Annotated in this window: 13 protein-coding genes; 7 read left to right on the top strand and 6 right to left on the bottom strand. The window is 74.0% G+C overall.

Annotation, left to right across the window (positions count from 1 at the left end):
* Positions 1–16 precede the first annotated feature (16 nt).
* Entirely contained in the window at positions 17–1,984 is a 1,968-nt protein-coding gene (locus tag AB0H75_RS23680; protein WP_367799438.1) for a protein kinase, read from the top strand.
* Positions 1,985–2,028: 44 nt separating this feature from the next.
* Here the strand turns inward: AB0H75_RS23680 and AB0H75_RS23675 are convergent, their stop codons facing one another.
* Both AB0H75_RS23675 and AB0H75_RS23670 read right to left on the bottom strand, forming a co-directional pair.
* Complete coding sequence (locus AB0H75_RS23675) at positions 2,029–5,619, bottom strand: hypothetical protein (protein WP_367799436.1); 3,591 nt, start codon at positions 5,617–5,619, stop codon at positions 2,029–2,031.
* Between the two features lie 97 nt (positions 5,620–5,716).
* Positions 5,717–6,220, bottom strand: a complete 504-nt coding sequence (locus AB0H75_RS23670) for a shikimate kinase (RefSeq protein WP_367799434.1) — start codon at positions 6,218–6,220, stop codon at positions 5,717–5,719.
* Between the two features lie 37 nt (positions 6,221–6,257).
* Between AB0H75_RS23670 and AB0H75_RS23665 the strand changes: the two genes are divergently transcribed.
* Together AB0H75_RS23665 and AB0H75_RS23660 are read left to right on the top strand one after the other, a co-directional pair.
* Entirely contained in the window at positions 6,258–6,539 is a 282-nt protein-coding gene (locus AB0H75_RS23665; RefSeq protein WP_367799432.1) for a DUF6458 family protein, read from the top strand.
* Positions 6,540–6,552: 13 nt separating this feature from the next.
* On the top strand, positions 6,553–6,936 hold the full coding sequence (locus AB0H75_RS23660) for a ChaB family protein (protein WP_367799430.1): 384 nt from the start codon (positions 6,553–6,555) through the stop codon (positions 6,934–6,936).
* Positions 6,937–6,965: 29 nt separating this feature from the next.
* Here AB0H75_RS23660 and AB0H75_RS23655 read toward each other — a convergent pair whose 3' ends face one another.
* Together AB0H75_RS23655 and AB0H75_RS23650 are read right to left on the bottom strand one after the other, a co-directional pair.
* Positions 6,966–8,792, bottom strand: coding sequence for a transketolase (locus AB0H75_RS23655; RefSeq protein ID WP_367799428.1), 1,827 nt, complete (start codon positions 8,790–8,792; stop codon positions 6,966–6,968).
* A gap of 84 nt (positions 8,793–8,876) precedes the next feature.
* On the bottom strand, positions 8,877–9,473 hold the full coding sequence (locus tag AB0H75_RS23650; RefSeq protein ID WP_367799426.1) for a nucleotidyltransferase: 597 nt from the start codon (positions 9,471–9,473) through the stop codon (positions 8,877–8,879).
* Positions 9,474–9,552: 79 nt separating this feature from the next.
* Here AB0H75_RS23650 and AB0H75_RS23645 point away from each other — a divergent pair, with 79 nt between their 5' ends.
* Positions 9,553–10,029 carry a DUF1360 domain-containing protein gene (locus AB0H75_RS23645; protein ID WP_367799424.1) on the top strand — a complete coding sequence of 159 codons (477 nt, stop codon included), beginning with the start codon at positions 9,553–9,555 and terminating at the stop codon, positions 10,027–10,029.
* 214 nt (positions 10,030–10,243) lie between these two features.
* Here AB0H75_RS23645 and AB0H75_RS23640 read toward each other — a convergent pair whose 3' ends face one another.
* Positions 10,244–11,251 carry an SDR family oxidoreductase gene (locus AB0H75_RS23640; protein ID WP_367799422.1) on the bottom strand — a complete coding sequence of 336 codons (1,008 nt, stop codon included), beginning with the start codon at positions 11,249–11,251 and terminating at the stop codon, positions 10,244–10,246.
* 7 nt (positions 11,252–11,258) lie between these two features.
* A complete protein-coding gene (locus tag AB0H75_RS23635) occupies positions 11,259–11,519 on the bottom strand; it encodes a hypothetical protein (protein ID WP_367799420.1) in 261 nt (86 codons plus the stop codon).
* Between the two features lie 130 nt (positions 11,520–11,649).
* Between AB0H75_RS23635 and AB0H75_RS23630 the strand changes: the two genes are divergently transcribed.
* The 3 genes from AB0H75_RS23630 to AB0H75_RS23620 are packed head-to-tail and all read left to right on the top strand — an operon-like array spanning position 11,650 to position 13,600.
* Positions 11,650–12,582, top strand: a complete 933-nt coding sequence (locus AB0H75_RS23630; protein WP_367799418.1) for a DNA topoisomerase IB — start codon at positions 11,650–11,652, stop codon at positions 12,580–12,582.
* Positions 12,583–12,627: 45 nt separating this feature from the next.
* A complete protein-coding gene (locus AB0H75_RS23625) occupies positions 12,628–12,876 on the top strand; it encodes a BON domain-containing protein (protein WP_367799416.1) in 249 nt (82 codons plus the stop codon).
* Complete coding sequence (locus tag AB0H75_RS23620) at positions 12,869–13,600, top strand: metallophosphoesterase (RefSeq protein WP_367799414.1); 732 nt, start codon at positions 12,869–12,871, stop codon at positions 13,598–13,600. Before AB0H75_RS23625 ends, AB0H75_RS23620 begins: the two co-directional genes overlap by 8 nt.
* Positions 13,601–13,619 lie beyond the last annotated feature (19 nt).

Genomic DNA, 13,619 nt, shown 5'->3' with positions numbered 1-13,619 from the left:
CCCTACGCTGCTCTGCATGCACAATCGGGTGATCGACGGCCGTTTCGAGCTCCTGGAGCGGCTCGGCGGCGGTGGCATGGGCCTGGTGTGGCGTGCCCGGGACGTGGCGCTCCACCGCGAGGTCGCGCTCAAGGAGGTCCGGCCGCCCGACCCCGCCTTCGACGAGGCCCGCGACCCGGCGGCCGCGCGCGAGCTGCGCGCCCGCGTCCTGCGCGAGGCGCGGGCGCTGGCCCGGCTCAACCACCCGCACGTGGTCACCATCCACCACATCGTCGATCCCGGCGAGCACGACTACCCGTGGCTGGTGATGGAGCTGGTCACCGGCGGCTCGCTGCAGGACCGCCTCCAGCGCGGCCCCATGACGCCCGCCGAGACCGCCCGGCTCGGCCGCGAGCTGCTGTCCGCCCTGCGGGCCGCGCACGCCGTCGGCATCCAGCACCGTGACGTCAAGCCCGCCAACGTCCTGCTGCGCGAGGACGGCCGCTCGGTGCTGACCGACTTCGGCATCGCCGCGGTACGCGAGTCCACCAGCCTCACGGCGACCGGGTCGTTCATCGGCTCGCCCGAGTACATCGCGCCCGAGCGCATCAACGGGCAGGAAGGCGACCCGGCCTCCGACCTGTGGTCGCTCGGCATGCTCCTGTACGTGGCCGTCGAGGGGCGGCACCCGCTGCGCCGCAGCACCACCCTGGCGACGCTGGCCGCCGTGCTCAACCAGGAGGTGCCGCCGGCGGAGCGGGCCGGGGGGCTCGGCCCGGTGCTCCAGGCGCTGCTGCGGCGCGACCCGGCCGCCCGCCCGGACGCCGAGACCCTGGACCACATGCTCGCCACCGCCGCCACCGCCCCACCACCCCCCACCCCGCCAGGCGCCCCCACCCCCGGCCCCTTCCCCGGCCCCGCCCCGAGCCTGGCCTCCAGCCCCTTCCCCGGCCCCGCATCGGGCCCCCATTCCGGCCCCGCATCGGGCCCCCATTCCGGCCCCGCGTCAGGTCCTCATTCCGGCCCCGCGTCAGGTCCTCATTCCGGCCCCGCGTCAGGTCCTCATTCCGGTTCCGCCCCGGGTCCCCACTCCGGACCCGCCTCCAGCCCCCTCTCCGGGCCCGCGCCGGGCTCCGTGCCCGTTCCCACCGGGGCCGGGCACGGGCAGGGCATGGCGCACGGGCCGATGGGGCACGGCCCTGTGCCGCACGGATCCGGGCCGCACGGATCCGGGCCGCACGGATCCGGGCCGCGCGGTTACGGGCAGCCGGTCGCGTCGCCGCCCCCGTACGGCGGGACGCCCCCGTACGGCGGGACGCCGGTGTCGCAGCTCGGCACCGTCCGCTCCCGGCGCTCCGGCGGCGGCGGCGCCCGGGCCGCGATCGGCGCGGTGTCCCTGGCGGCCGTGGTCGTGGCCGGCGTGCTGGCGTGGCGGCTGCTCCCCTTCGGCGGCACCGGCACACACGTGATCGACGAGCCGACCGCGCTGCGCGGCACCCCGGCGGCGAGCGCCGGACCGGAGGAGAGCGCGAGCGAGGACGCCGACCCCCCGAAGCAGGAGAACCTGCTGACCCCGGCCGGCATCAAGGCCATGATCGCCAAGGTCAAGCCCGCGATCGGCGGCACCAAGGTCGCCAGGATGACGGTGTACCCGACGTACGCCTCCATCGAGGCCCCCAAGAAGGGCGACCCCGAGGTCTACGACCGCTACGACTACCGCAACGGCCGGGTCTCCAAGCTGTCCGGCTTCGGCGGCACCATCGACGGCCCCACGGCGGATCTCGACAGCTACAACTGGGACGCCCTCCCCACCCTGGTCAAGAAGGCGGACAAGGACCTGGGCGTGCCGAAGCCCACCACCCGTTACGTGATCGTGGAGCCCGACTGGGCCTTCGCCACCCCCGGCCAGGTCCTGCTCGTGTACGTCAGCGACAGCTACCGCCGCACCGGCTACCTGGCCGCCGACCGGAACGGCAAGGTCATCAAGACCTACCCGCACGACTGACGGGCCCGCACGACTGACCGGCCCGCACGGCTGGCGGTGACGCCTCAGCACACGTCCCGGTAACCGCTCTCCGGGATCAGCCGCGACCATTCCGCCCGGCTCAGCGGCCCGCCCGCCCTGGCGCACACCTCCCGCGCCGTGAGCGCCGGATCGACCGGGCTCTCACGGACGCTGCCGTCCAGCGCCACGCCGCGCAGCCGCTTGCCGTCCGCGCTGAAGGCGAGCGCGGACGCCGGCGGGGTGACCTGGCCGACCTCGCGCAGCGTGCGCACGTCCCAGAGCGACGTGCGGGCCGCGTCCACGGCCAGCAGGTCGCCCTTGGGGGAGAAGCGCAGCGCCTCCACCGCCGTGGTGCCGGACTCGATCGTGCCGATCCGCTCGCGCTCGCGCGTGTCCCACAGCAGCACCCGGCCGCCGTCCAGGCCGAACGCCAGCGTGCGGCCGTCGGGGGAGAAGGCGAGCGCGGTCGGCACGGGGGCGTCGGCCGTGGCCGCGCCGGGCGTGCCGGTCCGCAGGTCCAGCGGGGTCACCCGGCCGGTACGCAGGTCGAGCAGGGTGGAGCCGGCGGCCAGCGTCGCGCCGTCCGGGCTGAACGCCAGGGCCAGGTCGCCCGCGCCCTCGTACACCCGCACGCGGCGGCCGGTGCGCACGTCCCACGTCTCCAGGGTGCCGCCGCGCGCCGTGGCCAGCAGGTCGCCCTCGGGGGAGAGCGCCACGGCCAGCGCGTCGCCGGCCGCGTCGATGGAGCTCACCAGCTCGCCGCCGGGCACCCGCCACACGGTCACCGGGTCGCCGGCCACGGCCAGCAGGCCGCCGTCCGCGTCGAACGCCAGGTCGCCGGCCGCCGCGATGCGGCCGAGCGCGCGGCCCTCCTCGGTGTCGGTGACCTCGATGGCGTCGCCGTCGGCCTTGGCGGCCACCCGGCCGTTGCCCGAGAAGGCCGCCGCCTCGCGCTCGCCGGCCGGGACCGGCAGCCCGGACACCTCCAGCGAGATCACCGAGCCGGTGCCGCTCAGGTAGCGCAGGCAGTGGCCGTCGGCGGAGAACGTCAGGCCGGGCTGGGGGTCGCGCAGCGGGTAGGCGCCGGTCAGGCGGCGCTCCGTCACGTTCCAGACCCGGACCTCGCCGGCGCCGGGGAGGGCGAGCAGGCGGCCGTCGGAGCTGAAGACCGGCGCGCCCAGGGGCCCGCCGTGCGCCGGACCGGCCGGGCTCCCCGCGAACCCACCGCTCCACCCGCCCCACCCGCTCCGCACGACCCGGCCACCCCCGGCACCCGCACCCGCACCCGTGCTCGTTCCTGCGCCCGCGTCTGCGCCCGCGCCCGCGTCTGCGCCCGCGCCCGCGTCTGCGCCCGCGCCCGTGCTCGCGCCCGTGCTCGTGCTCGTGCTCGCGCCCGTGCTCGTGCTCGTGCTCGTGCCCGTGCTCGTGCTCGTGCCCGTGCCCGTGCTCGTGCCCGTGCCCGTGCTCGCGCCCGTGCTCGCGTCCGGGTCGCCGGTACGGGATTTCGGGTCGCGGTCGCGGGGGGCCGGGGCGGGGTCGTGCGGGTCCAGGGGGCCGGTGGCGGCGCCGGCGGGGTCGATCAGTGTGACGCCGTCCTCGCCCGCCACGGCCAGCACCCCGCCGTCCGGGCTGAACGCCATCGGCGGCGCCGCCGGGACGGGCGTGTGCGGCGGCCGGACGGAGACGGTGGCCGTCCTGGCCCGCCCCGCGAGCCCCCACAGCTCGACCCGCCCGTCCGCCCGGGCCACCGCCGCCCGCGTCCCGTCCGGGGACAGCGCCACCTCGCGGTCGGTGACCTCCAGCAGCACCCGCCCGCCCCGGTACACCCGGGTGCGGTTGCCGCGGCTGATGGTGTACACGGCGGTGTCCTGCGGCGTGCGGCCGGTGGCCACCTCGAACGGCCGCCCGTCCACGCCCTCGGCGAATCGCCCGTCGTCGCTCAGCACCGGGTTGCCCGGCGGCAGCGCGTGGCGGGCGACCTGCTGCCCGGTGGTGACGTCCCACGCGGTGACCCCGCCGGTGTCCCACCTGAGCAGTTCGTCCCCGCGCAGCAGGTAGCGGGCCCGCGAGTCGGGCGCGGGGTCGGTGAAGACGCCCAGCTCCGGCTGCGCGAGCGAGGCCTGCAACGCGGCGCGCGCCTCGAACACCGGCGACAGCCGCCAGGCGGCCACGCTCAGCCGCATCGCGGTGCGCGGGTCGGACGAGCGCAGCGCCTCCGCCCGCGCCGCCACCGCCCGCGCGTTGGCCTCCACGAGCTGCGCGCGCAGGTCGTTCTGCCCCCGTACGGACACCACCGACATCGACACCGCGACCGCCAGCACCGCGCCGAGCGTCGCGAGCGCCGGCACCCGCAGCCGCCTGCGCTGCTTGGACAGGCTCACGCTGTCGTTGATGAAGTCCCGTTCGAGCTGGCTCAGCCGCAGGTGGCGGCGCTTGGTGGCGGCCCAGCCGAGCGCGGTGTCGAGCTCCTCGCCGCGCAGCAGGTGGCCGCGCCCGCGCCGGTGCGCCGACCACCGCCCGGCGGCCTCGCGGATGCGCCGCAGCACCTGAAGGCTCTCGCGCTCGTCGGCCACCCAGCCGCGCAGCCGTGGCCAGGCCCGGTAGAGCGCGGCGCTGGCGGGGGCCACCCGGCCGTCGCCGACCGCCACCAGCTTGCCGACGGCGGTCTCGGCGGGCGGCACCCGCACGCTGCGGCGCACCAGCAGCCCGGCCTCCAGGAGTGGGCCCAGCACGTCCCCCTCGTCGTGCGGGCTGTCGCCGTCCAGCAGGCGCAGCAGCAGGCCGGGGACCTGCTCCTGCTGGGCGGGCGTGAGCGCCTGGTATGCCCGCTCGGCGATCTCGCCGAGCGAGGGCGGCCCGGTGTGCCCGGCGGGCGGGCGCAGCGTCACGGGGCCGTCCGGCAGGAGCCGGGACGTCGCCTCCCGCAGGCAGGGCGCCTCGGGCCGCGCGGCGGGATCCTTGGCCAGCGCGGCCGCGACCAGCTCGCGCAGCCCCTCGGGCAGGCAGCTCGCGTCGGGGTCCACGGTCAGCAGCCGGTGCATGACCCCGCCCAGGGTCTCCCCGTGGAACGGGTCGTGCCTGGTGGCCGCGAACAGCACCACCGCCCCCCACGCGAACACGTCGGCCGCCGCTCCGGCCCGCCCGCCGGTCAGCGTCTCGGGCGCCAGGTAGGTGCGGGTGCCGTCCACCGTGCCGGCGGCCGGCAGCCCCAGCTCGATGACCTTGGGGCCGGCGGCGGACAGCAGCACGCTCTCCGGGTTGAGGCCCTGGTGCGTCAGCCCCGCCCCGTGCAGCGCCTCCAGCGCCGCGGCGAGGGCGTCGGCCAGCGCCAGCAGCTCGGCGCCCGCGTACGGGCCATGCAGCTCGACCGCCCGCCGCAGGTCGGGGCCGTCCACGAACTCGGCGACCACGTAGGGGAGCCGGCCGTCCACGCCGACCGCGACCACCTCGGCGAGCTGCCGGCAGGAGACGCGCTCGAAGCGCCGCCCGGGAGCCTGCCCGCGCGGCACGGTGACGGCGTAGCGGCGGCCCTCGTCGTCGTAGGCGTCGTAGACCACGCCGCGCCCGCCCGCGCCGAGGCGGCCCGCCAGCCAGAAGCCGCCAAGCCGTTCGGGGTCGCCGGGCACCAAGCGCATAGTCACTAGCGTTTAGATGCGTGGCGCGGGTGGATGGTTGACGAGACGGACGCCACAGGCCCCCCGCGCGCCTCGGGGGGCCCATGCGTCATGATCATTATGCCAGGTGCCGGGAGCGCAACTCCCGCAGCACCTCGTCCCGCACCTGCTCCGGCCGCATGACACCCACGTCGCAGCGCAGGTCGGCCACCTCCTCGAAGTAACGCTCGCGCCGCGCCCGCATGTCGCTCGGGGCGAAGCCGGGACGGTGGTCGCTGGAGCGCATGCGCTCGGCGAGCACGGCGTCGTCGGCGTCCACCCACACCACGAACGCCTCGTGCAACGCCTGCCGCACCTTCGGGTCCTCGACCGTGCTGGCCGCCGCCGCGATCACCTTCCGCTCGCCGGCCAGCTCGTGCAGGACGTGCTCGGCCTCGTAGCGGTGCAGGGCGTCGGCGCCCTCGCGGGCGGCGATCTCGGCGGCGGTGCCGCCGTAGCGGGAACGGAGGAAGGGATCGCTGTCGGTCAGGGGCAGCCCCAGCGCCTCGGCGATGAGGCGACCGGCGGTCGTCTTACCCGATCCCATCAGCCCGATCACCACGACTGGTTTGTTTTTCGACATGTGGATAGAAGTTCCTCGTGTCAAGGAGGTAAATCAAATGACCATCGCCGGAAGCATCATCCTCATCATGCTCGGTGCGATCCTCGCCTGGGCCGTCGAATTCGACCTCGCCGGTCTCGACATCAACGTGGTGGGGGTCATCCTCATGCTCGGCGGACTGGTCGGTCTCCTGTTCGGCATCTACCGGATCGCCGTCACCCGCAGGGCGGTCGGTCCGATCGACGAACCGGTGCACCGCCATGAGATCGTCGCGGAGCCCGAGACCCGCCGGACCACCGTGTACGAGGAGCGCCGCCGCTACGACGAGCCGCCGCTGTAGGAGGTGAATCGGCATGCCAGGTGTCGAAGAACTGCCGTCCACGGTCAAGCGCTCGCCCAAGAAGGCGCAGCGTACGTGGATCAAGGCGCATGACAGTGCCGTGAAGGAGTACGGGGAGGGCCGGCGCGCGCACATGACCGCGTTCGCCGCCTTGAAGCACTCCTTCGAGAAGGTCGGCGACCATTGGGAGCCGAAGGCCGAGAAGGGCCCGTCCGACAAGGGCGCGACGGACAGGTCCGGACGCACGGCCGAGGGCGTGGACGCCAACGCCAGCAAGGAGCACCTGCTGGGCGTGGCGGCACGGCTGGGCGTGCGAGGCCGTACCAGGATGAAGAAGCAGGAATTGGTCGAAGCCATCAAGAAGGCCAACAGGAAGGCCACCGCAAAGGCGCGGTGACCTCCTGTCCCCCTGACGGACCGGGCCGATCACAACAACCGCTTGACCGCCGCGACGATCGCGCGGCGGTCAATGCGTGCCTCGGCGAGCTGCTCCTCGGGCGTCGCGGAGGCGGGCAGCCCCGTCACCCCCAGCTTGACCACCCGGGGCCCCAGCTCGCTGACGGCGGCCAGCACGGCGTCGCCGAGCCCGCCCTCCAGCCGGTGGTCCTCCACCGTGATCAGGTTGCCGGTGGTGGTGGCCGCCTCGGTCAGCGCCGCCGCGTCCACCGGCTTGATCGAGTACAGGTCGATCACCCCGACCGGGAGGCCGGCCGCGGCCAGCTCGTCGGCCGCCGCCAGCGCCTCGTGGACGGTCACGCCGGCCGCCACGATCGTGGCCCGGTCGTCCGCAGAGCGCCGCAGCACGCGCGAGCCACCCACGGGGAAGCGCTCGCCCGGCTCGTAGATCACCGGCGTGTCACCGCGCGTGGTCCGCAGGTAGGACACGCCGTCCAGGTCGGCCAGCTCGGCGGTCAGCGCCGCCGCCTGGTTGGCGTCGCAGGGGTAGAGCACCGTGCTGCCGTGCACGGCCCGCATCATGGCGAGGTCCTCCAGCCCCATCTGGGACGGCCCGTCCTCGCCGATGGACACGCCCGCGTGCGAGCCGACCAGCCGGATGGAGGCGCCGCTCACCCCGGCCATCCTGATGAAGTCGTAGGCCCGGGTCAGGAACGCCGCGAACGTGGCCGCGTACGGCTTCCACCCGCGTACCTGGAGCCCGACCGCGGCCGCCACGAGCTGCTGCTCGGCGATGTACATCTGGAAGAAGCGCTCGGGGAACGCCTCGGCGAACGCCTGGGTCCTGGTCGAGTCGGCCACCTCGCCGTCCAGCGCCAGCACCTCGCCCCTGGCCGCGCCGAGCGCCGCCAGCGCGTCGCCGTAGGCCGTGCGCGTCGCCACCGTGTCGCCGACCTTGTAGGCCGGCAGCTCCAGGGGGCCGTCGCCGAACCGGAACGGCGCCGGGGCCGCGTCGGGGACGTGCACCTCGACCCGCACGTCCCGCGTCCCGCCCAGCTCCTCGACGGCCTTGTCCGGGTCCTTCAGCGCCTTGCCGTGCGCGCCCTCGCGGTTCTCGACCTCCAGCACGCCCTCGCCCTTGCGGGTCTTGGCCAGGATGACGGTGGGCCGTCTGCGGGTGTTGCAGGCGTCGCCCAGCGCGAAGTCGATCTGCCCGGGATCGTGCCCGTCGATCTCGATGGTGTGCCAGCCGAACGCGCCGAACCTGCGGGCGTAGGCCCCGGTGTCCCAGCCGTGCCGGGTGGGGCCGCGCTGGCCGAGCCGGTTGACGTCCACGATGACCGTGAGGTTGGCCAGGCCCTCGTCGCCGGCGTGCTCGGCGGCCTCCCATATCGAGCCCTCCGCCAGCTCGCTGTCGCCGCAGAGCACCCACACCCGGTACGGCAACCGTTCCAGCCGCCCGGCCATCGCCACGCCGACGCCGATCGGCAGGCCCTGCCCGAGGGAGCCGGTGGCCACGTCCACCCAGGGCAGGCGCGGAGTGGGGTGCCCCTCCAGGCGGCTGCCGCGCCGGCGGAAGGTCAGCAGTTCCTCGTCGTCGATGGCGCCCGCCGCCTTGTAGAGGGAGTACAGGAGGGGGGAGGCGTGCCCCTTGGAGAAGATCAGGTGGTCGTTGGCCGGGTTGCCGGGGTCGCCGAAGTCGTAGCGGAGGTGGCAGGTGAACAACACGGCCATGAGGTCGGCCGCGGACATCGACGAGGTGGGATGACCGGAGCCGGCCGCGGCGGCGGCGCGGACGGAGTCGACGCGTAGCTGCGCGGCCAGCTCGGCCAGGTAGGGAAGATCGCGCTCAGGCATCAGGACCTCCTGGAAGACGGTTCTGCCCCGCCTACCCCGACCGGCCCGGTTAACTCTGAGCGCCTGCCGCCGGACGCGCGCGCGTCAGGGCCACTTGGTGTCGCCGGAGGGCTCGACCGGGCCGTTCAGCACGCCGAGCCGCTCCAGCAGGGTGATGAACGTGGCCGCGTACGGCGAGTGCGCCGTCACCGCCGCCACCCGCGGCCAGTCGACCTGCTCGCGCAGCGCGCGCACCTGGGCCAGCAGCGACCCGTAGTCGCAGGCGTGCTCCGACAGCGGCAGCAGCCACGAGATCACCAGGTCGGTGGCCTCCAGCACGGGCACGATCACGGCCGACGCCTTGAGCGGCTCGGCGCGGTCGAGCAGCTCCTCCGTGATGTCCATGTCGGAGACGCGGAAGATCAGATCCACCAGGCGGCCCTCGTCGTAGGCCTTGACCAGCCAGTCCTCCGGGGGCTTGGCGGTCTCGAAGCCGAGCTCGCGCAGCGCCTGGAGGGCGGCCGGCACGTCGTGCTCGGTGAGGACGAAATCAACGTCATGGAGGGAGGGGGCGGCACCTCTCGCGTAGGCCGCGCAACCCCCGGCCAGCGCGAACTTCACCCCGGCGTCCTTGAGCCCCGAACTGGCGCGCTTCAAGGTGTCCAGGATGGCGTCGGTGACCTCGTGACCGTGGCTGCTCATGAGTGCGGGCTACCCACGCGAAGGTCAAGTAGGCGTTGAACTCGGCGGCAGGAGGGTAGCAGCGAAGACTATGACGGAAATGCTGGAGAAGACGGAACAGGCATATCAGGGCGAGCACCGCCGGCCGCTCGGCGGCTACCTCGGCATCCTCGCCGCCTACGGCGGCACGGTGGCCGTCGCCGCGGCGGCGGCCGCGCTCGCCGGGCGGCGGGCGCCCGAAGGGATCGGGGTGATGGACCTGGCGCTCATGGCGGCCTGCACCCACAAGGTGTCCCGGCGCATCGCCAAGGACCCGGTCACCAGCCCGCTGCGCGCCCCCTTCACCCGCTACGAGGGCCAGAGCGGCCCGGCCGAGCTGCAGGAGAGCCCGCGCAGCGCGCTCGGCGAGCTGCTCGCCTGCCCGTTCTGCCTGGCCCAGTGGGTCGCCACCGCGTACGCCGCCGGCCTGGTGATCGCGCCGAAGGCTACCCGCCTGGTCGGGGCGACGATGACGGCGGTGACGATCTCGGACTGGCTGCAGCTCGGCTACGCCAAGCTCATGAAGTCCGCCGAGTGAGCCGCGTTCCGCTCTCCACCCGATGAGCTCCGGCGCGGGCCCCGATGCGGACGGGGGCCCGCGCCGGTCCGTTCCCGGCGGCCGGACCGAGCGGCCGGACCGAGCGGCCGGACCGAGCGGCCCGGCCTCAGCGGCCCGGTCTCAGCGGCCCGGCCTCAGCGGCCCGGTCTCAGCGGCCCGGCCTCAGCGGCCCGGTCTCAGCGGCGATCCGGTCTCAGCGGCGCCTCAGCAAGGCCGCCGCGCCCGCCGCGACGGCGCCTCCCGCCAGCCCCAGCAGGACCGGGCGGCGGTGCTGCGACAGCCAGAGCTGCGGGCTGCGCCCGGTCGAGCGCTGGTCGAACGTGCCGTGCGCGCCGTAGTCCGTGTCGTCGTCGGCCGGCTCCCACAGGTTCGACACGCCGGTCGGCGTCTTCTCGTCGGTCTGCTGCGACTCGATGCCCGTCCGCGCCAGGTAGCGGTCCACCAGCGCCGGGGCGACCCGCTGCGCCATGAGGGTCGCGGCGGTCATGCCGCCCACCCAGTACTCCTTGCGCTCCGGGTGCTCGGCCGCGTACACGATGGCCCTGGCCGCGACCTCCGGCTGGTAGATGGGCGGCACCGGCTGGGGGTGCCGGCGCAGCTTGCTGCGCACCCACTCGAACTGCGGGGTGTTGACCGCCGGAAGCTGCACGACCGTGATGCGGATGTTGCTCTTGTCGGCCAGCAGCTCGGTGCGCACCGACTCGGTGAACCCCTGGATCGCGTGCTTGGCCCCGCAGTACGCCGACTGCAGCGGGATCGAGCGCTGCGCCAGCGCCGAGCCCGTCTGGACGATCGCCCCCTGGTTGCGGGGGCCCATGAGGTCCAGTGCCACCTTCGTGCCCCAGACGTACCCCAGGTACGTCACCGCCGTGGTCCGCTCGAACTCCTCCGGCGAGATGTCGGTGAAACGGGCGAAGACGCTGGAGAAGGCCGTGTTGATCCAGACGGAGATGGGGCCCAGCTCCTTCTCGATGCGCTCGGCCGACGCCCTCACCTGCTCGTAGTCGGCCATGTCCGTCTCGTAGACCTGGCCGATGCCGCCCGCGGCTCCCACGTCCACCGCGGCGGCCCCGAGCCCGGTCGTCCCACGCGCCAGGAGCGCCACCTTCGCGCCCTGTTTGCCCAGCTCACGCACGACCGCGCGGCCCACGCCGCCGCTCGCGCCCGTCACCACGACTACTCGCCCGCGCAGTGGTGCCATGGACAGATCAGCCCGCCTCTCCGTCTCCGCGTCGTTGCTTCTGGCGCCGTACGGCCAGGATCATGTCGATGACCGTGACCACGGCGAGTGCGATGGCGATGCCGGTGATGACCGGTGCCCGCGCGATGAGTCCCAACACCGTGAAGGCGAACAGGAACACCAGCAAGAACGACCCCACCCTGATGTGTACGACATCGCGGGGGGTCGCCGGCACCATGGCGTGGCCCCTGGCGGACCGCTCCTCGTGCCACTCTCCCTTATCAGACATGCCGCTCACCTGCCCGTCCTGTTTGCCGCCTAACGTGATGGGTAGCCCGGCCCTTGTGTCCGAGCTGCAGCCGAGTGACCGAAGTGAGCCGGGAATCGTCCGGCGACGCCGAGGGCGCGGGTTCAGCTATGTGGACCCGAGCGGCGCTCCGGTCCGCGACCCCGAGACCCTGGCCAGGATCAAGGCGCTGGCCATCCCGCCGGCCTGGACCGACGTGTGGATCTGCACCGACCCCTACGGGCATCTCCAGGCGGTCGGCACCGACTCGGCGGGGCGCCTCCAGTACCGCTACCACGACCTGTGGCGCGAGCAGCAGGACCGTGCCAAGTTCGACCGGGTGCTGGAGGTGGCCGAGCGGCTGCCGGCGTTCAGGAAGGTCGTGGACGAGCAGCTCCGCGGGCGCGGCCTGACCCGGCAGCGGGTGCTGGCCACCGCGGCCCGGCTGCTGGACATCGGCTTCTTCCGCATCGGCGGCGAGAGCTACGACACCTACGGCCTGGCCACCCTGCGGATGGAGCACCTGACCTTCGCCAAGGACTACGTGGTCTTCTCCTACCAGGCCAAGGGCGACATCCCCCGGGAGGTCGAGGTGGCCGACCCCGGCGCGTGCGCGGTGCTGCGCGCGCTCAAGCGCTCCGGCGGCGAGGGCGAGCTGCTGCGTTACCGGCGCGACGGCGGCTGGGCCGACATCCGCAGCGAGGACATCAACGACTACCTCCGCGGGATCATCGGCTACGAGGTCACCGCCAAGGACTTCCGCACCTGGCACGCCACGGTGCTGGCCGCCGTCGGGCTGGCGGTGTCCCGGCCCGCCGTCGAGGAGGGGGAGGCCAAGAAACAACGGGCGATCACCCGCGTGATGCGGGAGGTCTCCGAGTACCTGGGCAACACGCCCACGGTCGCCCGGGCGTCGTACGTGGACCCCCGCGTCATCGAGGCGTACGACCAGGACAGGACCATCGGCGCGGCCCTGACCGAGCTCGGCGCGGCCGCCGACTTCGGGCAGCTCGCGACCGCGGGGCCGGTGGAACGGGCGGTTATCGAGCTGATTCGTGCCGTTTGAGCTGTTCATGCCCGGGCACGCGACGACAGAGTGAGGAGGCGAAGCATGGAAGCTCCGCAGTACGTCGCGGCCCGCGTCCAGCAGGCGCTGGCCGAGGACGGACGCACGCACGAGCTGGGCATCCGCGTGGACATCCGCGGCGACCAGCTCTTCCTGCGCGGGCAGGTGAGCGGGGCCGAGCAGCGCGAACGGCTCGGCCAGGTGGCGCACGAGGCCGCGCCCGACCTGCGCGTGCACAACGAGATCATGATCGTGGAGGTCACCGAACCGGGAGAGGATGAGCACCTTGACTGAACTGCGCATTGCGGCCGTCGGAGACATCCACCTGGGTGAGGACGTTCGGGGCCAGTACCGCAAGCGCCTGGAGGGCATCGAGGAGCGCGCCGACGTGTTCATGCTGGCGGGCGACCTCACCCGGCACGGCACCCTGGAGGAGGGCCGGCTGGTGGCCGACGAGCTGCGCGGCCTGCCCGTCCCGACGGTCGCCGTGCTCGGCAACCACGACTACCACTCCGACCTGCAGTACGCGATCGCGAGCGAGCTGCGCGACGCCGGCATCATCGTGCTGGAGGACGACGGCGCGGTCATCCAGTGCGGCGACACCAAGCTCGGCGTGGTGGGCGGCAAGGGCTTCGGCGGCGGCTACGCCGGCAAGTGCGCGAGCGAGTTCGGCGAGCGCGAGATCAAGAACTTCGTGGCCCACACCCGCAACATCGCCGAGGCGTGGAAGGTCGCGCTGAAGGAGATGACCGCCGACCTGAAGGTGGTCCTGTCGCACTACTCCCCGATCAAGGAGACGCTGGACGGCGAGCCGCCGGAGATCTACCCCTTCCTCGGCAGCTACCTGCTGGCCGAGGCGGTCGACACGGCCGGCGCCGACCTGATCCTGCACGGGCACGCCCACAAGGGCAGCGAGAAGGGCATGACGCCGGGCGGCATCCGGGTGCGCAACGTCGCGCTGCCCGTCCTCGGCCGCGCCTACGCGGTCTACTGCCTGCGCGAGAGCGAGAAGGACTGACCCCCGCCCCCCGCCGGAG

This window comes from Nonomuraea sp. NPDC050783, assembly GCF_040802095.1.
Lineage (GTDB): Bacteria > Actinomycetota > Actinomycetes > Streptosporangiales > Streptosporangiaceae > Nonomuraea.
This window is presented reverse-complemented; position numbering and strand designations above follow the sequence as displayed.

Coding starts and splice junctions, on each gene's coding strand:
- AB0H75_RS23640 (WP_367799422.1), bottom strand. CDS start 11,251: ATGGCACCACTGCGCGGGCGAGTAGTCGTGGTGACGGGCGCGAGCGGC.
- AB0H75_RS23625 (WP_367799416.1), top strand. CDS start 12,628: ATGGAAGCTCCGCAGTACGTCGCGGCCCGCGTCCAGCAGGCGCTGGCC.
- AB0H75_RS23635 (WP_367799420.1), bottom strand. CDS start 11,519: ATGTCTGATAAGGGAGAGTGGCACGAGGAGCGGTCCGCCAGGGGCCAC.
- AB0H75_RS23675 (WP_367799436.1), bottom strand. CDS start 5,619: ATGCGCTTGGTGCCCGGCGACCCCGAACGGCTTGGCGGCTTCTGGCTG.
- AB0H75_RS23655 (WP_367799428.1), bottom strand. CDS start 8,792: ATGCCTGAGCGCGATCTTCCCTACCTGGCCGAGCTGGCCGCGCAGCTA.
- AB0H75_RS23660 (WP_367799430.1), top strand. CDS start 6,553: ATGCCAGGTGTCGAAGAACTGCCGTCCACGGTCAAGCGCTCGCCCAAG.
- AB0H75_RS23650 (WP_367799426.1), bottom strand. CDS start 9,473: ATGAGCAGCCACGGTCACGAGGTCACCGACGCCATCCTGGACACCTTG.
- AB0H75_RS23645 (WP_367799424.1), top strand. CDS start 9,553: ATGCTGGAGAAGACGGAACAGGCATATCAGGGCGAGCACCGCCGGCCG.
- AB0H75_RS23665 (WP_367799432.1), top strand. CDS start 6,258: ATGACCATCGCCGGAAGCATCATCCTCATCATGCTCGGTGCGATCCTC.
- AB0H75_RS23670 (WP_367799434.1), bottom strand. CDS start 6,220: ATGTCGAAAAACAAACCAGTCGTGGTGATCGGGCTGATGGGATCGGGT.
- AB0H75_RS23680 (WP_367799438.1), top strand. CDS start 17: ATGCACAATCGGGTGATCGACGGCCGTTTCGAGCTCCTGGAGCGGCTC.